We start from the raw sequence: 25,253 nt of genomic DNA on the forward strand, positions 1-25,253 counted from the left end.
GGTGCCCGGCGGAGCCGGGTTTCTTGGGGCGCCGCCCCAAACCCCGCGCCTCAAACGCCGGCGAGGCTGGAATGCCCGGACCCCGGCCTCGAAGGCGGGCGGCGGGGGCTGAAATGGCGACCCCCGGCTCCGAAAGCGGGAGGCGAGGCTGAAATGGCCGGAGCCTGGTGCCCGGCGGAGCCGGGTTCCTCCCCCAGCTACCGCTGGGAGGCCCCCAGGGGCGCCGCCCCAGACCCCGCGCCTCAAACGCCGGCGAGGCTGGAATGCCCGGACCTCGGCTGCGAACGCCGGCGGGGCTGGATGGGCCGGACCCCGTCCCAGAGGCAGGGGTGGCCGGTTCGGGCTCCGGGGCGCGGCGGAGCCGGCTGGGCTGGATGGGCCGGAGCCCGTCCCAGAGGCAGGGGTGGCCGGTTCGGGCTCCGGGGCGCGGGCGGAGCCGGCTGGGCTGGATGACGCCGGGCCCTCGCCCCAGGGCCCGCGTCGGCGGCGCGGGGCGCTAGGGGTGCTGGGACGGGAAGGGGCCCGGGGGTGGGTCCGGAGGGGCCGTGAGGCGGTGTTCCAGGCGGGTGATGGCGGTGCGGATGCCACGGGCCCAGCCATCGTCCGGCAGGACCCCGGCGGCAGCCCGGGCCCGGGCCAGGTGGACCCGCGCCTCGGCCGGCCGCTGCAGCTTCGCGTAGTCCGCGGCCAGGCTGAGGTGCAGGGAGGGATAGAAGCCCCGGACGGCGGGATGCGGCTCGTCCCGCACCCCCGGCCCCGCGCCCTCCCGCAGCCCGTCGGCGGCGGTGAGGGCCCGCAGGTCCCAGGACAGCTCGTCGGCGGGATCGTCCTGGGCGTCGGCCAGGTAGTGCGCGAGCGTGCACCGGTGGAGCCCGTCCCCGTCCTCCCCGATCTCGGTCCACAGCTCGCGCAGTCGGTTGCGGGCCTCCTCCCGGTCCCCGGCGTGCAGCAGGATGACCGCCTGGCCGATCCGCGTCATGACGGCGTCCTCCGACGCCTCCTGCTGCTGCTCCCTCACCGCGGCCTCCGGCTGGCTCCGCCGGACCCGCTGCGGTCCGGTCGTCCCGACGCTAACCGGAGGCACCGGGGATGGTGCCGAGGCGCGGTCGGCCGTCAGCCCAGGTTGGGGATCGTCCAGTCGATCGGCTCATGGCCCTGCGCCGCGACGGCCTCGTTGATCTGGGTGAAGGGCCGGGAGCCGAAGAACTTCTTCGCCGACAGCGGGGAGGGGTGGGCGCCCTTGACGACGACGTGCCGCTCCTCGTCGATCAGCGGGAGCTTCTTCTGCGCGTAGGCGCCCCACAGCACGAACACGGCCGGGTCGGGGCGGTCGGCGACGGCGCGGATCACCGCGTCGGTGAACTTCTCCCAGCCCTTGCCCTTGTGCGAGTTGGGCTCGGCCTCGCGGACGGTGAGGACCGCGTTCAGCAGCAGGACGCCCTGCTCGGCCCACGGCATGAGGTAGCCGTTGTCCGGGATGGGGGTGCCCAGCTCCTGGTTCATCTCCTTGTAGATGTTGCGCAGCGAGGGCGGGGTCTTGACCCCCGGCCGGACGGAGAAGCACAGGCCGTGGCCCTGGCCGGCGCCGTGGTACGGGTCCTGGCCGAGGACGAGGACCTTCACCTTCTCGAAGGGGGTGGCCTCCAGGGCCGCGAAGACCTGCTCGTGGGGCGGGTAGACCGGCCCGTTCGCCCGCTCCTTCTCGACGAACTCGGTGAGCTCCTTGAAGTAGGGCTGGTCCAGCTCTCCGCCGAGGACGGGGAGCCAGGACTCGGGCAGCATCTGGGTCACGTCTACAACCTCCGGTAGTACAAGTACACGCCACTGCGCGGTGCAACAGCTCAGAACCTACCGGGGGCCACTGACAACGCCGCACCCGCCGGGGGTCGAAGCCCCCGGCGGGTGCGGCCGCCGGCTGCCACTGCCGGCTCGGGATGCCCGCTACCAGCTGGTCTTGCGGTACAGCTCCCACATCTGGAAGACGGTCTGCGGGTCCAGCGCCCGCTCGCCGCCCGCGATGTCCTCCCGCGCGGCGACGTACAGCTTGCCCTGCCACAGCGGCAGCAGGCGGACGTCGTCGGCGAAGATCTGCTGCGCCTGCTCGAACTGGTGGATGCCGGCGGCGCGGTCGCTCTCGCGGCGGGACTTGGGCAGCAGGTCGGTCAGGATCTCGTTCTGCTCGTACGGGGTACCGACCGCGTTCTCCTTGCCGACGAACGGCGCGATGAAGTTGTCGGGGTCCGGGAAGTCGGGGAACCAGCCTCGGCCGAAGACCGGGTACTGGCCGTTCTTGTAGCCCTCCTGGAAGGACTTCCAGGGCTGCCCGCGCAGGGTGATCTTGAACAGGCCGCTCTCGTCCAGCTGCCGCTTGATCTCGGTGAACTCGTCGGCGGTGGAGGCGCCGTAGCGGTCGGTGGTGTACCAGAAGGTCAGCTCCACCGGCCCGTTGATCCCGGCGTCCTTGAGGATCTTCTTGGCCTTGGCGACGTCGGGCTGGCCGTACTTGTCGAAGAACGGCGTCTTGTGGCCCACGACGCCCTTGGGGACCATCGAGAACAGCGGCTCGGCGGTTCCCTGGTAGACCTTGGACACGAGCGCGCCGCGGTCGATGATCTGCGCGATCGCCTGGCGCACCGGGAGCTTGTTGACGTTGGGGTCCTGCGGGTTGAACACCAGGTAGCGGATCTCCGCGCCGACGTTCTCGACGACCTGGACGCCCTGGCCGTGCGAGGCGGGGCTCTGGAGGTCCTTGATCTCCGTGGCCGACAGGCCTCGGTAGGTGGCGTCGATCTCCTTGCCCTTGAGCGCGGCGACCATCTTCGTGGAGTCCGCGAAGTAGCGGATCGTTACCGCGTCGTTACGGCGGTTGGCGAAGCCGTTGTAGGAGTCGTTCTTGCTGAGGACCGCCTCGCTGCCCTCCTTGTACGAGTCCAGCAGGTACGGGCCGGAGCCGGTGATCTTGCCGTCCTCGCGGACCTTGTCCGCGGGGTAGTCCTTGGGCGCGACCAGCGAGGCGGCCGGCGAGCCGAGGACGAAGGGGAAGGTGGCGTCCGGGACCTTCAGGTGGAAGACGACCGTCGCGGCGTCGGGGGTCTCGATCTTGTCGAGGTTGCCGAAGAGGTCCTTCGGGCCGACCTTGGAGCCGATGGTGCGGATCCGGTCGAGGGAGTACTTGACGGCCTTGGCGTCGAGCGGCTCGCCGTTGGAGAACTTCAGGCCCTTGCGCAGGGTGCACCGGTACGACTCGTTCGCGGAGTCGGTGAAGTCACAGGTCTGGGCCGCGTCCGGCTGGGGCTTGCTGGAGCCCGTGGGGAAGGCCAGGAGGGTCTGGTACACGTTGCGGTACAGCTCCCAGGAGCCGTCCCAGGCCGCGGCGGGATCGAGGGTGCTCGGAGCGCTCGTCGTGCCGACGACGATGCGCTTCTGGGCGTCTTTGCTGTCATCCGAAAGCAGACCGCATCCGGCGAGCAGGGATATGGACGCCAGGGCCGCAGTGATCTGCAGGCTTCTGGTCCGGTTGAACACGTGCACGCTCCTCGATCAGCCAGGGGTGCCGCAAACCCTAGCGCAGTGCGTCACAAATCCAAGGGGCAGGTTTGGTGTGACACTTGACCGATTTCGCGCACGTTCGATACGTATTTGCCTCCCCGCGGGAGGCAAATACGTCCGATTATCGATCAGTGAACTCCGGCATTGAGGAACATTCCTCCGTCAACGACCAGAGTTTGACCGGTGATCCATTCCGCTTGTGCAGATGTAAGAAAAGCCGCAGCTCCGCCGATGTCCTCCGGGAGGCCCAGCCGGCCCAGCGGATAGGCCGCAGCGGCCTCCGCCTCGCGCCCCTCGTAGAGGGCCTGGGCGAACCTGGTCTTGACCACGGCCGGCGCGATCGCGTTGACCCGGACCCCCGGCGCCATCTCGTGGGCGAGCTGGAGGGTGAGGTTGACCATGGCGGCCTTGCTCATCCCGTACGCGCCGATGAAGGGCGAGGCGGAGACCCCGGCGATGGAGGCGATGTTCACGATCGCCCCGCCGTTGTCCTTCTGCCAGGCGTGCCAGGTCCGCTGGGCGAAGCCCAGCGCCGAGATCACGTTCGTCTCGAAGACCTTGCGCGCGACCCCGAGGTCCAGGTCCGCGATCGGGCCGAAGACCGGGTTGGTGCCGGCGTTGTTGATCAGGAAGTCGACCCGCCCGAAGGCCTCCATCGTGCGCTCGACCGCGACGGCCTGGTGGGCCTCGTCGTGCGCCTTGCCGGCGACGCCGATCACCCGGTCCGCGCCGAGCGTCTCGACGGCCTCCTTGAGGGCCTCCTCGTTGCGCCCCGTGATGCACACCCGGTCGCCGCGGGCCACCAGCGCCTCGGCGATGCCGTAGCCGATGCCCCGGCTCGCACCGGTGATCAGCGCGACCTTGCCGCTGTCCGTTCCTTCGTACGCCATGTCGGTGCCCTTGCCTCTCGTCAGTTGAGCGGGCCGCCGGCCACGTACAGGACCTGGCCGGAAACGAACCCGGCCGCATCGCCCGTGAAGAAGGCGATCGCGTTGGCGATGTCGTCGGGGAAGCCGACGCGCTGCACCGGGATCTGGGTGGCCGCGGCGGCCTTGAACTCCTCGAAGCCCATGCCCACGCGCGCAGCGGTCTGGGCGGTCATCTCCGTGGCGATGAAGCCGGGGGCGACGGCGTTGGCGGTGACGCCGAACTTGCCGAGCTCGATGGCCAGGGTCTTGGTGAAGCCCTGCAGACCCGCCTTGGCGGCCGAGTAGTTGGCCTGGCCGCGGTTGCCGAGCGCCGAGCTGCTGGAGAGGTTGACGATGCGGCCGAACTTGGCGTCGACCATGTGCTTCTGACAGGCCCTCGACATCAGGAACGCGCCGCGCAGGTGCACGTTCATGACGGTGTCCCAGTCGCTCTCGCTCATCTTGAACAGCAGGTTGTCGCGGAGCACGCCCGCGTTGTTGACCAGGATGGTCGGCGCGCCCAGCAGGCCCGCGACGCGCTCGACCGCCGCCTCCACCTGCGCCGCGTCGGAGACGTCGCAGCCGATCGCCACGGCCTTGCCGCCGGCCGCGGTGATGGCCTCGACGGTGTCCTTGCAGGCCGCCTCGTCGAGGTCGAGTACGGCGACCGCCCGGCCCTCGGCGGCCAGGCGCACGGCGGTGGCCGCGCCGATGCCCCGGGCGGCCCCGGTCACGATGGCGACGCGCTGCTCGGTGGTGGACATGCTGGATCTCCTCGCGCTTGGAATCCTCTGGGCGGCCCTCGAAGGTGAGCAACCGCTTAGTAGCTTCAGCTGAGGAGACGCTAGGAGCCCTGGCACCCGGTGTCAACGGCACCGGGCCCAGGGCCCGTCGGGTCGTCCGGATCAGCGCACCAGCAGGTCGAGCAGGCGTTCCACCTCGGCCTCCGGATCCGCCGTCAGCCCGGTGTGCACCGGGCCGGGCTGCACCACCGTGCTGCGGGGCGCGATCAGCCAGCGGAACCGGCGCCCCGCGTCGTCGCCCGCCGCCTGGCCGGCCTGCTCACCGCCGGTGCACACGCCCTCGACGCCGTGCAGGGCGGCCCGTACGCCGACCACGTCGGCCCCCGGGTCGAGCGCGAGGAGCTTGGCCTCGTCCAGATGGGTCCGGGCGGCGACGTACGAGCGCGCCCGGCAGTAGACGATCACACCGGCGTTGAAGCACTCGCCGCGCTCCACCCGGGGCACCACGCGCACCAACGCGTATTCGAAGACGTCCCGCTCGGTCACTCGTCGTCGCTCTTCTGCTCGGTCTTGTCGTCGTTCTCGTTCTTGCCGGGCCGGGGAGGAAGGCGCTCGGCGAGCCAGCCCGGCGGACCGGACCGGGGCCTGACCTCAGCCTCCATGGTGATCCTCTCGTGGATCGTGGCCGCGCGCGCCAGCAGCGCCTCCACATAGGCGCGTCGCACCGCGTCGGTGGAGTCGAAGCCGGGCTCGTCGACGAGCCACTCGTCGGGGACGTCCGCCGCGACCTCGGCGAGCAGCTCCCCGGTCACGAGCGGGGCCAGCTCCGCGGCGGCCGCCTCGATGTCCGGGCCGACGGGGGCCAGGACGTGGTCGGAGGCGTTGTACGGCTTGGCCGCGGCGGCCTCGGCGGTGGGCCAGTTGTGGTGCCAGATCATGGTGGCGCCGTGGTCGATGAGCCAGAGGTCCCCGTGCCAGACGAGCATGTTGGGGTTGCGCCAGGACCGGTCGACGTTGTTGACGAGGGCGTCGAACCAGACCACGCGCCCGGCCTCGGCGGGGTCGACCCGGTAGGCGAGCGGGTCGAAGCCGATCGACCCCGGCAGGTAGTCCATCCCCAGGTTCAGCCCGCCGCTTGCCTTGAGCAGCTCCTGGACCTCCTGGTCGGGCTCGCCGAGCCCGATGACGGGGTCGAGCTGCATCTGCACCAGCCGCGGGACCCTCAGGCCCAGCCGCTGGGCCAGGCGGCCGCAGATGACCTCCGCGACCAGGGTCTTGCGCCCCTGGCCGGCTCCGGTGAATTTCATGACGTAGGTACCGAGGTCGTCGGCCTCGACGATCCCCGGGAGCGAGCCGCCCTCACGCAAGGGCGTGACGTAGCGGGTCGCGATCACTTCGGACAGCATCCGCCCAGGCTATCCGCCTTGATCGTCGCGCCCTGCCGGATGGGGCGGAGAGGGCCTGCGCGGTCGGGCTCAGGTCATGGACCCGGATTGCATGGAGCCTGCTTCACCGGTGGACCACAGCGTGTGGGCCGGTGCGTCCGCTGCGGCCTGCCCGGTCGGGGGTGCGGGAGGGCTCACCGGCTCCTGGGCTCCCTGCGGGCCGGGTGCCGGGGACTCCGATGGCGGAGCGCCGATCAGGCCGCCGTCGCGGCGCAGGACGGCGTATCCGAGGCCGATGCCGAGGGCCACGGGCCATTCGAGGACGTCGACGGCTGCGAGCACACCGAGGCCCAGGTAGAGGGGAAGGCCCTTCTTGGCGGGCAGCACCTGGCGCGCCAAGGCGACAGGGACCATGGCCGCGTTGAGCGCACCGTCCGTGACCCGTTGGAAGGAGGGGACGGTCACGGTGAACGTGTGCTGTCTGCTGCTGTCCTGCTGCGGCTGGGCCGACTCGGTGCCGGCACTGTCAAAGGGAATGGCCACAGATCTCACCTCCGAGGCCGAAAGCGGGCAGAGGTCCCCTCTGGTCACCTTTCCCTTTCGGGGCGGAATAAGCAGATTCGACCTAGATTGATCCCGTTGTGCTTCGAGCCCCACAGCGCCCCAGGGAGCGACGCTTCATGCCCGAGACGGAGATGTCGTCGTCAGCCGGAGTGTTCTCGGGCCTGGCCGGATTCGCGGCGGCGGGGGCCCGGGCGGCCTGGGAAGCGGCACAGGGCCTTGCCGGATCCCCCCGCCGCGAGGTGTGGCGGCGGCCGGGGCGCTGCTACATCGAGGTCGCCGGCGTCCACGGCGCGAACGGCGAACGCGTGGCCCGCCGCATCGAACGCGCGCTGGAGGACCACCCAGGCGTGCTGTGGGCGCGGGTGAACGCGCCCATGGAACGCGTGGTGGTCGAGCTGGACTCGCCGCCCCCGCCCGAGAGGGAGCTGGTCGCCCTCGTGGCACGCGCGGAAGGGGACCATGCGGTCGAGGAGGCGGCCTTCGACGACTGGCGCCCGGAGCCGGACCATCCGTCCGTGGGCCCTCCCTTCGCCTGGCTTCCCGCCATGGCGGCGGACACCGTCGGCCTGGCCATCGCCACCGTACGCAGGATCGCACCCTGGTTCGGCCTGCCCCCGGAAGTCGCCGCGGTCATCGATGCCGTCCATGTGCATCCGCGGCTGCGGCACCTGGTCGAGGACGTCGGCGGTGCGCAGCGGGCCGAGTCGGCGCTGTCCGTGGCGGCTGCGCTGGTCCAGGGCGTGGCCACGGGCGGCGGCGGGATCGGCCTGGACCTGTTGCTGCGGGTGGCGGCGTGGCGCGAGGCGAGCGCCGAACGCGGCGCCTGGCGCGAGGCCGAAGCCGCCCTGGTGCGCTCCCCGGAGGAGGCGTCCGCGCGGGCGGTAGCGGCGGAACGGGCGGGTCCGGTGCCCCGGGACGGAGCGGACCGCTTCGCCGAATGGTCGATGGCTTCCGGCGTCGGCGTGGCGGCGGCCGCGCTCCCCTTCGCGGGACTGCGCCGGGCGTTCGCGGTCGCCGTCGCCTCGGTGCCCAAGGCCCCGAGGGCCGGCCGCGAGGGCTTCGCCGTCACCCTCGGCCGGCATCTGGCGGAGCGCGGCGTGGTCACGATGGACCGCAGCGTCCTGCGCCGGCTCGGCCAGGTCGACACGATCCTCCTGGAGGAGGATGCCCTGCGGGGCGACCGCTACGAGCCGGTCGACCTGAGCGTGTCGGAGGGCGCCGACGCCCAGGAGGTGTCCGAACACCTCTTCGCCCTCTACGATCCGGACGCTCCGCTGGCCTCCCGGCGCGAGGGGGACTGGGTCCTCGCTCCCCTGGAGGAACTGGACCTCGACGCTCACGGGGCGCAGTCCGAGGCGGTGGAGGGGATGCGGCGCCACGGGGCCGAGAGGATGCTCGGCCTGGCCCGCGGGCGCCGCCTCCAGGCCGTCGCGGGCCTCGCCACCCCGTCCGCCCCGGGCGCCGAGGCCGTCGCCGCGGCAGCCCGGCGGGCCGGGGCGCGCATCGTCGTGGCCACCGCACGTGCGGACGCCCGCATTCCGTACGCCGACGCCGTGGTGCCCGCGGGCGAGGGGCTGGTCGGCGCGCTGCGGGCGCTCCAGGCCGAGGGCTCCGTCGTTCTGCTGCTGTCCGGCAACCGCCAGGCCCTGGCCGAGGCCGATTGCGCGATCGGCGTCCACCTGGAGGAGGAGTTCACCCCCTGGGGTGCTCATCTGCTGGTCGGCCGGGACCTCGAAGCGGCCGCGATCGTGGTCGATGCCGTCGCGTCCGCGTCCGTCGTGGACCGCGACAGCCACCTGCTCTCCGCGGGCGGCAGCGGTGTGGGTGCCGTCGCGGCCCTCCAGTCACCCCCGTGGCGGGCGACGGCGCGTGTGCTGGCGACGAACAACGTGGCCGGCGTCGTCGCGATGGGCCTCGGCGTCTGGCGCGCCCGGCAGTTGCTGGCCCGCCCCCTCGCCCCACCGGTGACCACCACCCCCTGGCACCTGATGCCCGCCGACCGCGTCCTGCAGAGGCTCGGGAGCCGCCCGGAAGGGCTCTCGGCCCAGGAGGCCGGCGCCCGTGCGGACAGGGCGGCCGTCGGCGCGCCGGGGCCGCTGACCCTTCCGCACGCCTTCGTCGAGGAGCTCTCCAATCCGCTCACGCCGGTCCTCGCGGTCGGCGGCGCGCTGGCGGCGGCCGTGGGCTCCCGTACCGACGCCGCCCTGGTCGCTGCGATCACCGGCCTGTCCGCGCTGGTCGGCGGCTTCCAGCGGGTGCGGACGGACCGGGCCCTGGCGGAGCTGTTCGCCCGCTCCGCGGTCGGCGCCCGCGTCCGCAGGGCCGGTCGTGAGCGGCTGGTGGCCGCCGGCGAACTGGTGGCCGGTGACGTCGTGGTCCTCCGTCCCGAGGACGTGGTCCCCGCCGACTGCCGGCTGCTGGAGTGCGACGGCCTGGAGGTGGAGGAGTCGTCGCTCACCGGTGAGTCCCTCCCGGTCTCCAAGGACCCGGCGCCCGTGGTCGCCCCGCACCTCCAGGGCCGCACCTCGATGCTCTACGAGGGCACCAGCGTGTCGGCCGGGCGCGGCGTCGCGGTCGTCGTCGCGACCGGCCAGGCCACCGAGGCCGGCCGGAGTCTGGCCACGGCCCGCCAGTCCGCGCCGGAGACCGGTGTGGAGTCCCGGCTCTCCTTCCTCACCCGCTCCAGCATCCCCATCGCCCTCGGCTCCGCCCTCGCCGTGACCCTGTCCGGCCTCCTGCACGGCCGGCCCGTCACCGAGAACCTCGCCTCCGCCGTGAACCTCGCCGTCGCCTCCGTACCCGAGGGGCTGCCGTTCCTGGTGAACGCCGCCCAGCTGGCGGCCGCCCGCCGGCTGGCCGACGTGGGCGCGCTGGTCCGCAACCCCCGGACCATCGAGGCCCTCGGGCGTGCGGACGTGCTGTGCTTCGACAAGACCGGCACGCTCACCGAGGGCGCCCTGCGCCTCTCCGAGGTCGACGACGGCGAGAGCACCGCGTCCGTGGACCGGCTCGGCCGCCGGCACAAGGAGGTGCTGGCCGCAGCGCTGCGCGCCACCCCGGCCGCCCGCCAGGCCGAGGCGATGGCCCACCAGACCGACCATGCGGTCCTCGACGGCGCGCGGCGGGCCCGGGTCGACGCACGCACCGGAGCCGCCCGCTGGCGCCGCACGGACACCCTGCCCTTCGAACCGGCGCGGGCCTATCACGCCACTGCCGGCCAGACCTCCGGCGGCCTCCTGCTGAGCGTGAAGGGCGCACCCGAGAACGTCATCGCCCGTTGTGCCCGCCGGCGTTCCCCGCACGGCGGGGCCACGGTGCTGGACGACGCCGCCCGGGCGGAGCTGGCCGAGGCGGCCGAGGAACTCGCCGCCGCGGGCCGCCGGGTGCTGGCCGTGGCCGAACGCCGGATGCGCGATGACGAGGACCTGACCGACGAGACCGTGGGCGACTTGGCCCTCCTCGGCTTCGTCACCCTCGCCGACCCCCTGCGCACCAGTGCCGCACCGGCCACCGCCCGCCTCCGGGCGGCAGGCGTGCACACCGTCATGCTCACCGGCGACCACCCCGCGACCGCCGACGCCATCGCCTCCGCCCTCGGTGACACGGGCGAGGGGCTCGTCGTCCGCACCGGCCCCGAACTCGACGAACTGGACGACGACGCCTTGGACGCGCTGCTGCCCACTGTGGACGTCATCGCCCGCTGCAGCCCCGCCCACAAGGTCCGCATCGTCCAGGCGTACCAACGCATCGGGCATGTCGTGGCCATGACCGGTGACGGCGCCAACGACGCCCCCGCGATCCGGCTCGCGGACGTCGGCATCGCGCTCGGCCGGCGGGGTACGCCCGCGGCGACCGCCGCCGCCGACCTCGTCGTCACCGACGACCGGCTCGAGACCATCGTCTTCGCCCTCACCGAGGGCCGGGCCATGTGGGCCTCGGTCCGCGCCGCCCTCGCCATCCTCATCGGCGGCAACCTCGGCGAGGTCACCTTCAGCGTCCTGGCCTCCGCCGTCACCGGCACGACGCCCCTCAACGCCCGCCAGATCATGCTCGTCAACCTGCTCACCGACCTCGCCCCCTCGCTGGCCATCGCCATGCGGGAACCTTCCGGGCAGACCGGCGAACGCCTTCTCGAAGAGGGCCCGCACGCCTCGTTGAGCACCACCCTCACCCGCGACATGCTGCACCGCGGCGCGGTGACCGCCACCGGCGCCGGGCTGGCCTGGACGGCGGCCCGCATGACCGGCAGCGCGAGGCGGGCCGGGACCGTGGCCCTGGCCGCCGTGGTCGGCACCCAGCTCGTCCAGACCCTCACCACCGGCGGGCCGGACCGCAACGTGCTCGTCGCCGGCCTCGGCTCGGCCGCCGTGCTGGCCGCGATCATCCAGATCCCGGGCGTCAGCCACTTCTTCGGCTGCACACCGCTGGGCCCCTTCGGCTGGGGAATCGCCCTCGGCTCGATCGCCGCCGCGGTCGCCCTGGGCTACCTCTGGACGGTGGCGAAGGCCCGTACCGCCGGCTGAGCGGGCCTCCTCACCCGGCCGGCGCAGCGAGGGCAGGGCACCCCGTACGGTGCCGTGCCCGTGGCGGGGCGGCCGGGCGGCAGGACGGCCACGTCGTCCTGCGGCGAGCCGGGCCAGCGAGGTGTCGATGTCCTCGATGCGGCGTTCCACGACGCCGTCGGTGTAGAGCAGCAGCGTCTGGCCCGGCGTGAACGGCCGGGCCAGAGCCTCGTACCCGCCCATGGCTGTGCCCCGCGGCGGCCCGACGGGGGTCGCCCGAGCCGTCCCGGCCGAAGACCGCGGGCGGCAGGTGTCCGGCGCTGACGTACAGGGTCGGCCCGCGGGCGGGATCGACCCGTACGAGCAGGCAGGTCGCGGGCCTGCGCCCCCTTCGGACGACACGGTGTCCGGTCGGCGCAGCACCCGCTGGGGCGCGAGGTCCGGCCGGCCAGCACGGTCTTCTCGCTCGCCGCCAGGTGCCGCGCGTAGCCGATGTGCAGGGCCGCCAGCCATGCCGCGAAGTGTGCGGCGGCCAACTCGTCGTCGCTGAAGTCCCGGCCGGAGCGCGCGATGAGGAGGTCGCCGTACGCCTCGCCCCGGCCGACCAGGGGCACCGAGACGAGGTGGGTGCGCGTGTGTCCGACGCGTGCGGTCCGTCCGTACGGGGTGGCCCCCGTGCAGCGCCCGGACCACGGGCGCAGCCCCGGCGACGGGCCCGTCCAGGAGCTCTGCGGAGCCTGCCACGGCCACCCGGTCCCGGCGGCCGCCCCGGCCCGTCAGCTGCGCCGTCGTGCAAGGCAGCCGACCGGGCCCGATCAGGGCAGGGTCCAGATCCGAGTCGTCATGACGTAGAAGACGGCGACCCAGAACACCGTCACCGCGGCGACGAGGCCGAGGCCGATCCTGTTGCTCCTCGCCGGCGGTTCGTCCGGCTGCGGTCGCAGCCACCGCTTCAGCAGCGGGTTCACGTAGTAGGGCATGGTGAGGAAGGTCATGAGGAGGCTGGAGAGCAGGTTGCCGACCAGCATCCCGAGCCAGAACGGCATGTGCAGCGGCGACAGGGCGAGCGTCAGGAACACGACGGTCGGGTACAGGCCGACCCACACGGCGATGGCGGTCTTCATCTCGGAGGGCGCCGGCGCCGCCGTGCCGTCCTCCTCGAAGGCGAACCAGCTGCCGAACGAGTTGTCGATCGTGCTCAGCTTGAAGTCGCTGAACTCCCGTCCCTCGGCCAGTACTTCCTGCCGCTGGGGCGAGGTCAGCCAGGCGTCGAGGTGCTGGGCGCTGTCGAACCGGTACATCGTGGTCCATTCGTCCTGGAGCCCCTCGATCGGCCGGAACATCTCGGTTCCGCGGAAGCCCTCGAACTTGCTCTCCGCTTCGCTCATCCGGCGCTGCCACGCGAGGAACTCGTCCACGCGGTCCGGGTGGACGCGGTGGGTGATCACCACGGTCACGAGCGGATCAGGGGTCTTGGTGTGGCCGCCGGTGAGGACCCGCTGGGTCCCCGGGCCGTCGAGGTAGGTGTCGCCGACCTCCAGCAGCTTCTGCCTGGTCGCGCTGTTGATCCACGCCTGGAGGTGGGGTATCGAGTCGAACCGGTAGACGATGACCCATTCGGGCTGCAGGGCGGTCGGCCGGGTGACCTCGACTCCGAGGTACCCGGGGTAGCCGGCCGCAGCCGCGTTGACCTCGTCCTGCCAGGCCTCGTAGTCGTGCTCCCGGCCCGGCAGGACCCTCTGGCCGATGATGGCCGTCGCCGTGGCGTCGTCGTGCCTGTCGGTGTCCATGGCTCAGGCCTTCGAAACGTGCTGCTTCTCGCCCAGCCGGCTGTAGATCCGTTCGGGAGTCAAGGGCAGCGCACGGTAGCGAATGCCCGTGGCGTCGTGGAGCGCGTTCGCCAGGGCGGGGGCCACCGGGTTGATGCTGCACTCCGCCATCCCCTTCGCCCGCAGGGGGCCGACGGAGTCCGCCGAGTCCACGAGGAGCACCTCGGTGCGGGGGACGTCTGCGTAAGTGGGGATGCGGTAGTTGCGGAAGTTCGGGTTGACCACGGCTCCGTCCGCGTCGAGGAGGAAGTTCTCGGTCAGCGCGAAGCCGATGCCCTGGGCGACGGCGCCCTCCACCTGTCCCCGGACCTGTTGGGGGTTGATGACCACGCCGGCGTCGGTCGCCTGGACGCTGTACAGGATGCGGATCTCCCCCGTCACCCGGTGGACCGCGATCCGGAACCCCTGGGTGTTGGAGGTGACGCTGCGGGGCGAGCCGTAGGCCTTGCGGGCGGCGGTGAACCGGATGCCGCGCGCTCGGGCCAGGGCCACGAGCTCGGCCAGGCTCACGCGCCGGTCGCCGCAGGTGACGCCGTCGTCGTCCATGGAGCACATCACGAGGTGGACGCCCGTGTGGGCGGCCGCGAACTCCAGGATGCGGTCGCGTACGGCGTTGGACGCCCGCAGCACCGCGTTGCCCGACACGAACAGACCCGCGCTCGCGAAGGCGCCGGTGTCGAATCCGGTGCGGTCGGTGTCGGATTGCACCAGGCGGATCCGGGAGGGGGTGGTGCCGAGTTGGCCGGCCGCGATCTGGACGTGGGCGGTGGAGGTGCCCTCGCCGAACTCGGCCGTCCCGACGGCAACTTCGTAGACGAGGTCGTCGCCGAGCGTGACCCAGGCCTCGGAGATGTGCTCGGTCGGGGGCGCGGTCTCGTGCAGGGAGCTCGCGACGCCGGACCCGATGAGCCAGCCGGGGCCGAGGTTCGGCTCCGGCGCCGGCCGGGCCATGGCCCGGTCCACCAGGTCGATGCACTTCGCCAGTCCGTCCTCGGTGAACGTCACGTCGTCCGGGCCGTCGTGCAGGGCGACGAGGGGGTCACCGGGCCGCACGATGTTGCGCCGCCGCAGTTCGAGCGGGTCCATGTGCAGGGCGAGGGCGAGCTCGTGCATCGCGGACTCCATGGCGAACGCCGGCTGCGTCATGCCGTAACCGCGCAGCGCCCCGCTGGGCACGGTGTTGGTGTAGACCGAGTACGCGTCGTACTTCTTGTTGGGGCAGCGGTAGATCATGACGGCGGCGCCGCCCGCGTACAGCGTTTCGCCGCCGTGGTTGCCGTAGGCGCCGGTGTTCGACACGTTGCGGACCTGGACGGCCGTGAGCGTGCCGTCCGCCTTGGCACCCAGCTTGACCGTCAGGCTCATCGGGTGCCGCGGCGAGGCGGTGGTGAACTCCTCCTCGCGGGTGTACTCGAAGCAGACGGGCCGCCCGGTGTCCAACGTGGCGAGCGCGACCAGGTCCTCCGAGATCACTTCCTGTTTGCCGCCGAAGCCGCCGCCCACCCGCTTGCAGAACACGCGCAGCTGGTCGGGGCGCAGCGCGAACAGATAGCTCAGCTTGACCTTCGCGATCGAAGGCGACTGGGAGCTGGTGCGGACGTTCAGCCGCCCGTCCTCCATCCATGCGATCGAGCCGTGCGTCTCCAGGTGCGCGTGCTGCACGCGTGGTGAGGAGTACGTGCCCTCGTGGATCACGTCGGCTTCGGCGAACCCCGCCTCGACGTCCCCGATGTGCGAATGGAGTTCGAGCAGGATGTTGCGGACGGGATCGCGGACGAACGGATCGGGCGTTCCGTGGATCTGCGGAGCCCCCTCGGCCATGGCCTCCTCGGGGTCGAACACCGCCGGCAGCCGCTCGTACTCGACGACCACCTTGCGGCAGCCCTCCTCCGCCGCGCCGGGGGTGTCGGCCAGCACCGCGACGACGCGCTGGCCCACGAAGCGGACCGTGTCGTCGAGGATGTAGGTGTCGTCGGGATCGACCAGGTGGTCGGTGTGGATGGCCGTGGTGAAGCGCCTGCGCGGCACGTCCTGCCAGGTGTAGACGCGGTGCACACCGGGCACCGCGAGCGCGGCGGTCTTGTCGATCGCGAGGATGCGGGCGTGCGCGTGGGGTGAGTGCACCACCTTGAGGTGCAGCATTCCCTCCATCCGGGTGTCCATCGTGAACTCGGCCCGGCCGGTCACCACGTCGTTGGCCGCGGGTGCGCCGACGCTCGTCCCGACGGCCTTTCCCGGCTTGGCCGTCTCAACGCCGACGACGCCCTTCACCGCGTCCTCGACGGCCCGGTAGCCGGTGCAGCGGCAGAGGTTGCCCTTGAGCGCCCGGGGCAGGTCCGCCTTCTGGGCCTCGGTGAAGGCCGCCGAGGTCATGATCATCCCTGCGGTGCAGAAGCCGCACTGGAATCCGGGCGCGTCGCGGAACCGGCGCTGCATCGGATGGAGGCTGCCCGGCGAGCCGAGACCCTCGATGGTGGTCACCTCGTGGCCCTCGGCACGGAAGGCGGGGGTGATGCAGCTGTGGACGGGACTGCCGTCCAGCCACACCGTGCAGGCACCGCAGTCGCCGGCGTCGCAGCCCTTCTTGACGCCGTGGTGGCCGAGCGCGCGCAGGAAGGTGCGCAGGCACTGGCCCGGCTCCGGCTCCCGGTCGAAGGCCTTGCCGTTGACGTTGTACGTCATGACGGGTTCCCGTCGTTGAGTTCGCGGCGGATCTCTTCGACGAAGTGCTTCGTCAGATGGCGGCGGTGGTCGGGGGTCCCGTTGGGATCCGCGAACCAGACGTCGCCGGGAATGGCGTCGATGCTCTGCTGCAGGCCGGGGGCGTCGGGCATGGTGTCGAAGGCCATGCGCACCGGTCGCGTGGTGCCGGCCGTGACGGTGAGCAGCAGGTCGTTCGCGCCGGGGGTGCGCGTACCGACGATGAAGACGGTCGAACGGCCGAGGTGGGTGAGCGTGAAGCGGCGGTGGGCGGCGCGCTTCCTGAGGGCGCTCGCCGGGATGCGGACGCGTCGCAGGACCTCGCCGGGGGTGAGGATGTTCCGGTGGTCGCCGGTCACGAAGTCGAGGGCGTCCACGGTGCGCCGGGAACCGTCCGGCGCCCAGAGTTCGTAGGTGGCCTCCAGTGCCACCGTCAGCGTGATCATGGGGCCTGCCGGCAGCGACATGCAGATGTTCCCGCCGACGGTCGCCGCGTTCCAGACCTTGAACGAGGACAGGAAGGCCTCGCAGCTGGTGGCGAGCAGCGGGCCCGCGGTCCAGTCCTCCGGACACGCGAAGGCGTACAGGTCGCGGATGGTGCACGTGGCGCCGATCTCGAGGCCCGTGTCGCTCGGGACGAGGGGATCCCAGCGCAGTGCGGTCAGATCGATCAGACGGCGCAGGTCGGGCTGGTCCGCGGAGAACAGCCAGGTTCCGCCCGCCAGCCAGGCGTCGCCCTCGCGCCAGTCGGCGGCCGGCCGCTCGGAGGGCCGCCGGACGACTTCGGTGATGGTGTTGAGGTCCACGGGGACCGACCTCCCTCAAGACGAACGCGGTGCGACCGAGGGGCGGCCTGGCGACTGCCGTTCCAGTCTAGAGAGGGGAGCCGGGCGACGCAGGGCGACCGGTACCCGAGGTCCCGGGCGCCTCACCGGCAACGGGCGGGCCGCCCTCACGCAGCGGTGTCACACAGCGCGGCGCGACCGCTTCGGACAGCATCCGCCCCCGAGGTCACCGCGCCCCACCCCACCGCCGTACGAGCGCCTCGGTGGTGGTCACCTCGGCAACCAGGGCCAGACAGTGGCGGACCACCTCGGCGGTGTAGGAGGCGGGCACCCCGGCGATGGCGTCGGCGGGGACCACGACGCGATAGCCGAGGTTGACTGCGTCGAAGACGGCGTTGGGGACGGCGACGTTGGCGGAGACGCCGGCGACGACGAGGGTGCGGATGCCGAGGTTGCGCAGCAGGGCGTCCACGTCGGTGCCGGCGATCGGCGAGAGCCCGTGCAGCCTGCGGACGACCAGGTCCTGTGGTGCCACTTCGACGGGTGCGGCCACCTGCACCGCGGGGCTCCCGGACAGCTGGCGCACGGGCAGCCGCCCGGCGGCCCGGAACAGCCGGGCGTTGGCGTTGGCCCCGAGCCCGTCGGGCCGCCGCTCGGCCACCGCGTGCAGCACCTGTACGCCGGCCCCGTGCGCGGCGTCGACCAGTGCGGCCACGCGCGCCAGCATCCCGGAGTCCCGGGCCTCCTTTGCGAGCTCGGGCAGGGCGCTCTCCTCGCCGACCACGCCGCTCTGGCACTCGACGGTGAGCAGTGCGGTCGTGGCGGGATCGGCATCGGGCTCCCGCAGCGGTCCGGATTGCGTCATGGCTCCCCCTGGCGCGGCAACGGCGGAGACCGCATGATTCCTGACACATAGTCAGATGTGAAGGGGCGTGGGACGGATGGACACGGCACGCGGGACCCAGCGGCGGGGCCGCCGCATCATGATGACGGACCAGGAGGTGGATGCCTTCCTGCGCGAGCAGCGCACCTGCCGGGTGGCCACCGTCTCCCCCGACGGCCGCCCCCACGTGGGCGCCCTGTGGTTCGCCTGGGACGGCCGCTCGCTGTGGCTGTACTCGATCACCCGCAGCCGCCGCTGGTCCGACCTGGTCGAGGACCCGCGGATCTCGGTGGTGGTGGACGCGGGCGAGGAGTACGGGGAACTGCGCGGGGTGGAACTGTCCGGCAGGGCGGTCTTCGTGGGCGAGGCCCCGCGCACGGGCGAGCCGTGCGCGGAGCTGGCGGAGGTCGAACGGCTCTTCCCGGCCAAGAACTTCGGGATCCCGGACATGCCGCACGACGGACGCCACGCCTGGATCCGCCTCACCCCGGAGTCGGTCGTCTCCTGGGACTTCCGCAAGCTCTAGTGGTAGGGCCGGGGAGGTACGCGTCAGAGGTCGGCGGCGACCTGTTCGAGGGCCTCGACGGCCGCCCGGATCGAGGGCCGCCGGTCGGCGTCCGCCCGCCAGACGACGTACACGTGCCGCCGGACCGCCTCGGCCACCGGCAGCAGCCGGACCCCGGGCGGCACCGGGCCGCGCCCGAGCCGGGGCGTCACGCAGACCCCGAGACCGGCCTCCACGAAGGCCAGCTGGGTGTGGTGCTCCTCGGCGATGTGGCGGACGCGCGGCTCGATGCCGATGCCGCGCAAGGTGAACACCAGCCACTCGTGGCAGAACTGGCCCTCGTTCCAGGAGATCCAGTCCTCGTCGGCGAACTCCGCGAGCGAGATCCGGGAGCGGTCGGCGAGCCGGTGGCCGGCCGGGACCGCGATGTCGCAGGAGTCGTCGAGCAGGTGGGCCCGCGCGAGCTCCGCCGGGACCGGCATCCGCTTGTTGTGCCAGTCGATGGCCAGGGCCAGGTCCAGGTCCCCGCGCACGACCGCCGCCATGCTCTCCTCGGGCTCCTGCTCCCGCACCAGGGGCCGCAGTTCGGGGTGGGCCCCGCCCAGCACGGTCAGGGTCTGGGGCAGCAGCCCGCGCATGGCGGTCGGGAAGGCCCCGATCCGCAGCTCGCCGATGGCGCAGCCGCGCCGGGCCTCGACATCGGCCTGGGCCAGCTCCACCTGGGAGATGATCCGGGCCGCGTGGTCGGCGAGGAGCCGCCCGGCGTCCGTGAGGCGGACCCCGCGGCCGTTCTTGGCCAGCAGCGGCTGGCCGACCTCCCGCTCCAGCTTGGCCATCTGCTGGGACACCGCGGAGGTGGTGACGTGGAGCCCGTCGGCCGCGCCGCTGACCGAGCCGTGGCGGGCGAGGGCGTCGAGGGTGCGCAGGCGCTCCAGGTTCAACATGTAAGCAATGCTACGCGGTGGAGCCAAAAGAGTCTCGCTTGTCCTACGTAGTTGCGCCGGGGAGAGTACTCCTCATGAGCACACCCACCACTGCGCGCCGCCTGCTCGGGAAGACCTCGGCCCTCTCCCCCACCGCCCGTCCCGCCCGCACCGCCCGTGTGGACTGGAGGCTGCGGTTCGCCCTGCTGTCGGTGGTGTGGGGCTTCAGCTTCCTGTTCATCAAGCTGGGCACGCAGGCGTACGCGCCCTTCCAGGTCGCCCTCGGCCGCGTCTTCTTCGGCGCGCTGGCCCTGCTCGCCGTGCTCCTGGTCCGCCGCGAGCCTCTCCCCCGCGGCCGCCGTACGTGGGCCCACCTCACCGTGGCGGCGCTCCTGCTGAACACCGCCCCCTTCGCCCTCTTCTCGTACGCCGAGCTCAGCATCCCCTCGAGCCTCGCCGGCATCTGCAACGCCACCTCCCCGCTGTGGGGCATGGCGCTGTCGCTGGTGGCGCTGTCCGAGGACCGCCCGACGCGGCGCCGCTTCGCGGGCCTGGGCCTGGGCTTCCTCGGTGTGCTGACCGTCCTCGGCGCCTGGCAGGGCTTCGCGGGCATCGACGCCACGGGCACCGCCCTGGCCCTGCTGGCCTCGCTCTGCTACCCGATCGGCTGGATCTACGTCCGGCGCACGCTGGCCTCGGTGCCGGGCTCGCCGGTGGCGCTGACCGGGGCGCAGCTGATGGCCTCCACGGTCCAGCTGCTGCTGCTCAGCTCCCTGTTCACGGCGGCGCCCGCCTCGTTCCCGCTGTGGCCGACGCTGTCGGTGGTCGCGCTGGGCGCCCTGGGCACGGGCATGGCCCTGCAGATGCAGTACGGGCTCGTGGCGGAGATCGGCCCGACCACGGCCCAGATGGTCACGTACTTCATCCCGGTCGTCGCCACCACGGCGGGCGTGGTCCTGCTCGGCGAGCAGCTCCACTGGAACACCCCGGTGGGCGCGGCCGTCATCCTGGCCGGCGCAGCCCTCACCCAGACCCGCACCCGCCCCCGCGCCACCACCAGCACCAGCACCAGCACCAGCACCAGCACCAGCACCAGCACCAGCACCAGCACCACCTGACCGGCTCGCGGCCGCCCCGCCTCCGGATCCGACCCGCCCCGGCCGCACGGGGCGGGTCTTCGGACACCTGCGGCGACTGCGGCGGTCAGCCGAAGCGGCTGCCGGGGGACGGGCGGACCGCGGCCGCCAGGGCGTCGGCGAGCTCCACCACCTGTTCCGGGTGCAGCCGGGACACGGAGAGCCGTACCGCCGGCGGCGATTCCAGGCGGAACCGGCCCCCGGGGGCCACGACCCAGCCGGCGGCCAGCATCCGGGCCACCACCGCCGTCTCGTCCGCGACCGGCACCCACACGTTCATCCCGCTGACCCCGTGCGCGGGCACGCCCCGCTCGCGCAGCGCGGCCACCAGCGCGTCCCGCCGCTCCCCGTACGAGCGGGCCACCGCGGCGTGGTCGACCGCGCCGGAAGTCCACAGCTCGATCACCGCGTACTGCAGCAACCGGCTCACCCAGCCCGGGCCGAGGCGCTGGCGCCCGCGGACCCGGTCCATCGTGACCTCGTCGCCGGTCAGCACCGCCAGCCGCAGGTCCGGCCCGTACGCCTTCGCCGTCGAGCGGCTCAGGGCCCAGTGGCGGGTCACGCCGACGAGGGGGTGCAGGGGGACGTCCACGATGCCGTGCCCGTGGTCGTCCTCGATCAGCAGCACCTGCGGATGCCGGGCGAGCACGGCCCTCAGCTCCCGGGCCCGTGCGGCGCTGACGGCCGCCCCGGTCGGGTTCTGCGCCCGCGCGGTCACCACCACCGCCCGCGCCCCGTCCGCGAGCACCCGCTCCACCGCCTCGACGCGCGGCCCCTCGTCGTCCAGGGCCATCGGCAGCACGCGCAGCCCGAGCGCCGGCACGAGGTCCAGCACGCTGCCCCAGCCCGGGTCCTCGACCGCCACCGCGTCCCCGGGGCGCAGGTGCGCCGACAGCACCCGCTCGATGCCGTCGAGGGCACCCGAGGTGAGCGCCACCGGCCCGGCCGGCACCCCGGCGGCGGCGAAGTCGGCCCGGGCGAGCCGCTCCAGCTCGGGCACGACCGGGTCCCGCCCGTACAGGGTCGGCTCGGCCGCGTACCGCCGGGCCGCCGCGGCGAGGGGCGCCTCGAGGGAGGGCAGCAGCGAGACGTCCGGGTTGCCCTCCTGGACGTCGCGCATGCCCGACGGCACTTCCATGCGCATCGCGTCGCGCGGTGTGGTGGCCGGGCGCGAGCGCACCCGGCTGCCGCGCCGGCCGTCGGTCTCGATGACCCCGCGCTCGCGCAGCGTCCGGTAGGCGGCGGCGACGGTGTTGGGGTTGACGCCCAGCACCCCCGCGAGCTCCCGCATGGGCGGCAGCAGCGTCCCGGGCACGAGCGCCCCCGAGGCCACGCCCGCTTCGACACTGGCCGCGATATCCGATGCGCGGCGACCTTCGATCCGATACTCTCCTAGCACAAACAACATTATGCACTAGTGCAATGGAGTTCGCACCATGACCGCCACGCCCGAGACGACCGAGACGACCGAAGCGCACGAAGCAGCCGACGGCGGCTACGCGCCCACCGACCGCACCGTCCCGAGCCGCTCCCGCGAGCGGGCGCGCTACGACCGCGAGACGGTCCACGCGATACTCGACCAGGCCTACGTCTGCCACCTCGGCTTCGTCCGCGACGGCGCCCCGGTGGTCCTGCCCACCCTGTACGGCCGGGTGGGCGAGACCCTCTACCTGCACGGCTCGACGGGCTCCCGCCCGCTGCTCGCCGCCGGCAAGGCCGACCCGGGGCTCCCGGTCTGCGTGACCGTCACGCACGTCGACGGCCTGGTGCTGGCCCGCTCGGCCTTCCACCACTCGATCAACTACCGCTCGGTGGTCGTGCACGGCACCGCCTACCAGGTGACCGACGAGGACGAGCGCCGGATGGCCCTGGACGCCCTCGTCGACCACGTGGTCCCGGGCCGCTCGGCGGACTCCCGGCCCGCCAACGCCAAGGAGCTCGCCGCCACCGCGGTGATCCGCCTGGACCTGGCCGAGGTCTCGGCGAAGATCCGTACCGGCGGCCCGAACGACGAGCCCGAGGACATGGACCTGCCGTACTGGTCGGGCGTGGTCCCGGTCGCGCCGGTGCACGGCACCCCCGTCCCGGCCGACGACCTGGCCCCCGGGATCGCCGCCCCGGACTACCTCGCGGCGCTCTGAACCGGCACGGCGGCAGGCCTCGGCCCGGGCCTGCCGTCCGCCGGCCGCCGCGCCTCGGCTGCGATCAGCGCAGCCACCGCGGTCAGCAGCAGTACGGTGCCCAGCACCACCGCGCCGGTCAGCCGCTCCCCCAGCACCAGTACGGCGATCACCGCCGCGCTGACCGGCTCGATCAGCATGATCACCGACACGGTCGCGGCCCGCACGACCGCGGCCCCGGTGAAGTAGAGGGCGTACGCGAGGGCCGTCGGCACGGTGGCGACGTACCCCAGCAGCCACAGCACCCGCCCCACCTCGGCGGTGTGCGGCCACAGCCCCTCCGCCGCGGCGAGCGGCAGCAGGCACAGCGCACCGACCCCGGCCGACCAGGCGGTGGTGACCAGGGGATCGCCGCCGGCCCCGCGCCGCCCCAGCAGGCGGGCCCGCAGGGTCATCCCCGCGTACCCGGCGGCCGAGAGCAGCGCCCAGCCGACGCCCAGCGGCCGGACCTCGCCGCCGCCGCTGCCCAGGACGAGGACGGCCAGTCCGGCCAGCGCCCCGGCGACGGCGGCCGCGCCCCCGCGGCCGAGCCGCTCGCCCATCCAGTGGCGGGCCCCGAGGGCGATGAGCACGGGCCCGGCGCCGAGGGTGACGACGGTGGCGACGGCGAGGCCGGTCTCGCGCACGGCGGCGAAGTACGCGGCCTGGAAGACGGTGAAGAGCAGCCCGGTGCCGATGAGCGAGGCCACCGACGGGCGGGCGGCGCGGGCGGCGCCGGCCGCGCCCCGGCGGGGCCTGCGGCGTACGGCGAGCACGCCGAGCAGCACCGCCAGGCCGCCGGCGCACCGCCAGAAGGTCAGGGAGAGCGGTCCGAGGTCACTGGCCAGGAACAGCAGGGAGGCTGCCGCCCCGGCGGTGCCCCAGGCGGCGCCGGCGACGACGAGGTACAGGAGGGAACGCCCGGAAGCGGGCGAGGAATGCGACACGTGTGTTCTCCGCGCATGCGTGAAGGATGAGGAAGAGAAGGTCATCGCTTCGCGGGCAGCGCCGACCGACCCGGGACCACCCGGGTCGGTCTCTCGTCTGGCCGAGGGCGGCCCGCGCTAGGCGGCGGGCGGCGGAAGCACGGTCGAATGCATGGTTCGCACCCTATGCGGTGGTCGGCGCGCGGTCCAGCGCAGCCGGATCGGACCCTTCCGCTGCCGCGGGGGCCGACCGCGAGGACTGGGCGATGAAGGCCCCGCCCAGCACCAGCGCGCCGCCGACGACCTGCGGGGTCGAGAGGTGCTCGCCGAGCAGGACCCAGGCGAAGACGGTGGCCACGACCGCCTCCAGGCAGGCCACGACGCCCGCCACCTGCGGCGAGAGGCTGCGGACCGAGACCACCCCGGTCAGATACGCGAAAACGGTGGCGATCAGCACGACCCAGGCGAGCAGGAGGAGCGCGGGCACCTCGGTGGAGCCCATCAGGGCCCGGCCGGTCAGCACGTGCCAGTCGATCTCCCACGGCCGGGCGATCACCGTCATGACGAGCGCACCGACGATCATGCCGTACGCGATCACGCCGATCGGGTCGGGCGCGTCGTCCCCGTCGGCGCCCTGGTCCGCGAAGATGAAGTAGAAGGCCTGGCAGCAGGCGGCGCACAGGCCGAGGAGCACGCCGAGCGCGTCCAGGCTCAGCCCGGACCAGATTTCGACGACGCAGGCCAGCCCGACGACGGCCACCGCGGCGCCGGCCGCGGCCGCCCGCGTCACGGGCTTGCGCTGCACGAAGCGGATCCAGCCGAGCAGCAGCGCCGGGCCCAGGTACTCGAGCAGCAGGGCCACGCCGACCGGGATCCGCGACAGCGAGGCGAAGTAGAAGGCCTGCACGCCCGCGACGGCGACGATGCCGAACCCGGCGAGCAGCAGGGGTTTGCGCCGCAGCAGTCCGCGGTGACGCCAGGCCAGGGGCGAGAGCACCAGCGCCGCCCCGCCCACCCTGAGCCAGACCATGTGGAGCGGGTCGATACCCGCTTCGATCAGCGGCTTCGCCGCCACTCCGGAGCCGCCGAACGCGAACGCCGAGACCAGTGCGAGGACCAGTCCGGAGTTCTTCCCTGTCGCTTGCATCCGGCCATCATGTCAGGGCGGGTAAGGAGCGTCACGATCATGACACCTGTTGAGACGCACACAACACCCACTGCGACGGGCCGACCACTTCTGACAGGTCGTCAGTATTGAATGTTCCGCCCGCCGGGGCTACGTTCCGCCGCACGTACCCGACGGGAAGGGGTGGCCCCATGGCCGAAGTCACCGCGGAATCACGCATCGAGGCGTCCGCCGCGAAGCTCTGGGCCCAGCTGACGGACTGGGCGGCGTACGGCCAGTGGAGCATGACGCACACCGGCTTCCCGAAGGGCGGACCCGAGACCCTCGCGGTCGGCGTGACCTTCGAGGAGAACATGAAGATGATGGGCTTTCCCGCCGAGGTGCTGTGGACCGTCTCCGAGCTGGAGGAGGAGCGCCTCTTCGCCATCACGGGCAAGGGCCCGATGGGGGTCGCCGTCCTGACCCGCTACACCCTCGTCCCCGACGGCGACGCGACCACCGTCCGCATCGACGGGGAGTTCACGGGCGCGGCCGTCTCCCTCATGGCGGGCAAGCTGAAGGACTCCGCCACCGCCGCCCTGAACGAGTCGCTGCGCAAGCTGGCCGGCCTGGTCACCGCCTGACCCGCCG

The 25,253-nt window shown here is 72.9% G+C and carries 21 protein-coding genes; 5 read left to right on the forward strand and 16 right to left on the reverse strand.

Going from position 1 to position 25,253, the window contains the following annotated elements:
• Positions 1–496: 496 nt before the first annotated feature.
• The 8 genes from ABZ924_RS29480 to ABZ924_RS29515 form a co-directional block, all read right to left on the reverse strand.
• Entirely contained in the window at positions 497–979 is a 483-nt protein-coding gene (locus ABZ924_RS29480) for a hypothetical protein (RefSeq protein ID WP_361916325.1), read from the reverse strand.
• 134 nt (positions 980–1,113) lie between these two features.
• On the reverse strand, positions 1,114–1,782 hold the full coding sequence (locus ABZ924_RS29485; protein ID WP_361916328.1) for a uracil-DNA glycosylase: 669 nt from the start codon (positions 1,780–1,782) through the stop codon (positions 1,114–1,116).
• Between the two features lie 159 nt (positions 1,783–1,941).
• Positions 1,942–3,525 carry an ABC transporter substrate-binding protein gene (locus ABZ924_RS29490; RefSeq protein ID WP_361916254.1) on the reverse strand — a complete coding sequence of 528 codons (1,584 nt, stop codon included), beginning with the start codon at positions 3,523–3,525 and terminating at the stop codon, positions 1,942–1,944.
• Positions 3,526–3,677: 152 nt separating this feature from the next.
• Positions 3,678–4,439, reverse strand: coding sequence for an SDR family oxidoreductase (locus ABZ924_RS29495; protein ID WP_361916257.1), 762 nt, complete (start codon positions 4,437–4,439; stop codon positions 3,678–3,680).
• Between the two features lie 20 nt (positions 4,440–4,459).
• On the reverse strand, positions 4,460–5,221 hold the full coding sequence (gene fabG / locus ABZ924_RS29500) for a 3-oxoacyl-ACP reductase FabG (protein WP_361916260.1): 762 nt from the start codon (positions 5,219–5,221) through the stop codon (positions 4,460–4,462).
• Between the two features lie 141 nt (positions 5,222–5,362).
• Positions 5,363–5,746: a DUF3037 domain-containing protein gene (locus ABZ924_RS29505; RefSeq protein WP_361916263.1), complete on the reverse strand. Its 384-nt coding sequence runs from the start codon at positions 5,744–5,746 to the stop codon at positions 5,363–5,365.
• Positions 5,743–6,606 (reverse strand): HipA family kinase, encoded by an 864-nt coding sequence (locus tag ABZ924_RS29510; protein WP_361916266.1) that lies wholly within the window; start codon positions 6,604–6,606, stop codon positions 5,743–5,745. The genes ABZ924_RS29505 and ABZ924_RS29510 overlap by 4 nt, the downstream gene beginning before the upstream one ends.
• A gap of 69 nt (positions 6,607–6,675) precedes the next feature.
• The gene (locus ABZ924_RS29515; protein WP_361916270.1) at positions 6,676–7,128 is read right to left on the reverse strand and encodes a hypothetical protein; all 453 of its coding nucleotides are present in this window, start codon (positions 7,126–7,128) and stop codon (positions 6,676–6,678) included.
• 137 nt (positions 7,129–7,265) lie between these two features.
• Here ABZ924_RS29515 and ABZ924_RS29520 point away from each other — a divergent pair, with 137 nt between their 5' ends.
• Complete coding sequence (locus ABZ924_RS29520; protein WP_361916273.1) at positions 7,266–11,672, forward strand: cation-translocating P-type ATPase; 4,407 nt, start codon at positions 7,266–7,268, stop codon at positions 11,670–11,672.
• A gap of 794 nt (positions 11,673–12,466) precedes the next feature.
• Here ABZ924_RS29520 and ABZ924_RS29525 read toward each other — a convergent pair.
• The 4 genes from ABZ924_RS29525 to ABZ924_RS29540 all read right to left on the reverse strand — a co-directional run bounded on the left by ABZ924_RS29525 (position 12,467) and on the right by ABZ924_RS29540 (position 17,830).
• The gene (locus ABZ924_RS29525) at positions 12,467–13,441 is read right to left on the reverse strand and encodes an antibiotic biosynthesis monooxygenase (RefSeq protein WP_361916276.1); all 975 of its coding nucleotides are present in this window, start codon (positions 13,439–13,441) and stop codon (positions 12,467–12,469) included.
• Between the two features lie 3 nt (positions 13,442–13,444).
• Positions 13,445–16,162 (reverse strand): molybdopterin cofactor-binding domain-containing protein, encoded by a 2,718-nt coding sequence (locus ABZ924_RS29530; RefSeq protein WP_361916279.1) that lies wholly within the window; start codon positions 16,160–16,162, stop codon positions 13,445–13,447.
• Positions 16,159–16,986 carry an FAD binding domain-containing protein gene (locus ABZ924_RS29535; protein ID WP_361916282.1) on the reverse strand — a complete coding sequence of 276 codons (828 nt, stop codon included), beginning with the start codon at positions 16,984–16,986 and terminating at the stop codon, positions 16,159–16,161. Before ABZ924_RS29535 ends, ABZ924_RS29530 begins: the two co-directional genes overlap by 4 nt.
• 205 nt (positions 16,987–17,191) lie before the next feature.
• Positions 17,192–17,830 (reverse strand): cysteine hydrolase, encoded by a 639-nt coding sequence (locus ABZ924_RS29540; RefSeq protein ID WP_361916285.1) that lies wholly within the window; start codon positions 17,828–17,830, stop codon positions 17,192–17,194.
• Positions 17,831–17,906: 76 nt separating this feature from the next.
• Here ABZ924_RS29540 and ABZ924_RS29545 point away from each other — a divergent pair, with 76 nt between their 5' ends.
• Entirely contained in the window at positions 17,907–18,374 is a 468-nt protein-coding gene (locus tag ABZ924_RS29545) for a pyridoxamine 5'-phosphate oxidase family protein (RefSeq protein ID WP_361916288.1), read from the forward strand.
• 23 nt (positions 18,375–18,397) lie between these two features.
• Here ABZ924_RS29545 and ABZ924_RS29550 read toward each other — a convergent pair whose 3' ends face one another.
• Positions 18,398–19,297, reverse strand: a complete 900-nt coding sequence (locus ABZ924_RS29550; RefSeq protein ID WP_361916291.1) for a LysR family transcriptional regulator — start codon at positions 19,295–19,297, stop codon at positions 18,398–18,400.
• A gap of 74 nt (positions 19,298–19,371) precedes the next feature.
• Here ABZ924_RS29550 and ABZ924_RS29555 point away from each other — a divergent pair, with 74 nt between their 5' ends.
• A complete protein-coding gene (locus ABZ924_RS29555) occupies positions 19,372–20,394 on the forward strand; it encodes a DMT family transporter (RefSeq protein ID WP_361916294.1) in 1,023 nt (340 codons plus the stop codon).
• Positions 20,395–20,479: 85 nt separating this feature from the next.
• Here the strand turns inward: ABZ924_RS29555 and ABZ924_RS29560 are convergent, their stop codons facing one another.
• Entirely contained in the window at positions 20,480–21,811 is a 1,332-nt protein-coding gene (locus ABZ924_RS29560) for an aminotransferase class I/II-fold pyridoxal phosphate-dependent enzyme (protein WP_361916297.1), read from the reverse strand.
• A 37-nt stretch (positions 21,812–21,848) separates the two neighbouring features.
• Here ABZ924_RS29560 and ABZ924_RS29565 point away from each other — a divergent pair, with 37 nt between their 5' ends.
• Positions 21,849–22,553: a pyridoxamine 5'-phosphate oxidase family protein gene (locus ABZ924_RS29565; protein ID WP_361916300.1), complete on the forward strand. Its 705-nt coding sequence runs from the start codon at positions 21,849–21,851 to the stop codon at positions 22,551–22,553.
• Here ABZ924_RS29565 and ABZ924_RS29570 read toward each other — a convergent pair.
• A complete protein-coding gene (locus tag ABZ924_RS29570; RefSeq protein WP_361916303.1) occupies positions 22,535–23,518 on the reverse strand; it encodes an EamA family transporter in 984 nt (327 codons plus the stop codon). The two genes, ABZ924_RS29565 and ABZ924_RS29570, sit on opposite strands and share 19 nt — an antisense overlap.
• A 163-nt stretch (positions 23,519–23,681) precedes the next feature.
• Positions 23,682–24,644 (reverse strand): EamA family transporter, encoded by a 963-nt coding sequence (locus ABZ924_RS29575; protein ID WP_361916306.1) that lies wholly within the window; start codon positions 24,642–24,644, stop codon positions 23,682–23,684.
• A 170-nt stretch (positions 24,645–24,814) separates the two neighbouring features.
• Here ABZ924_RS29575 and ABZ924_RS29580 point away from each other — a divergent pair, with 170 nt between their 5' ends.
• Positions 24,815–25,246, forward strand: a complete 432-nt coding sequence (locus ABZ924_RS29580) for an SRPBCC family protein (protein WP_361916309.1) — start codon at positions 24,815–24,817, stop codon at positions 25,244–25,246.
• Positions 25,247–25,253: the final 7 nt, after the last annotated feature.

It is taken from the genome of Streptomyces sp. NPDC046876 (assembly GCF_040645035.1).
Taxonomy (GTDB): Bacteria; Actinomycetota; Actinomycetes; order Streptomycetales; family Streptomycetaceae; genus Streptomyces.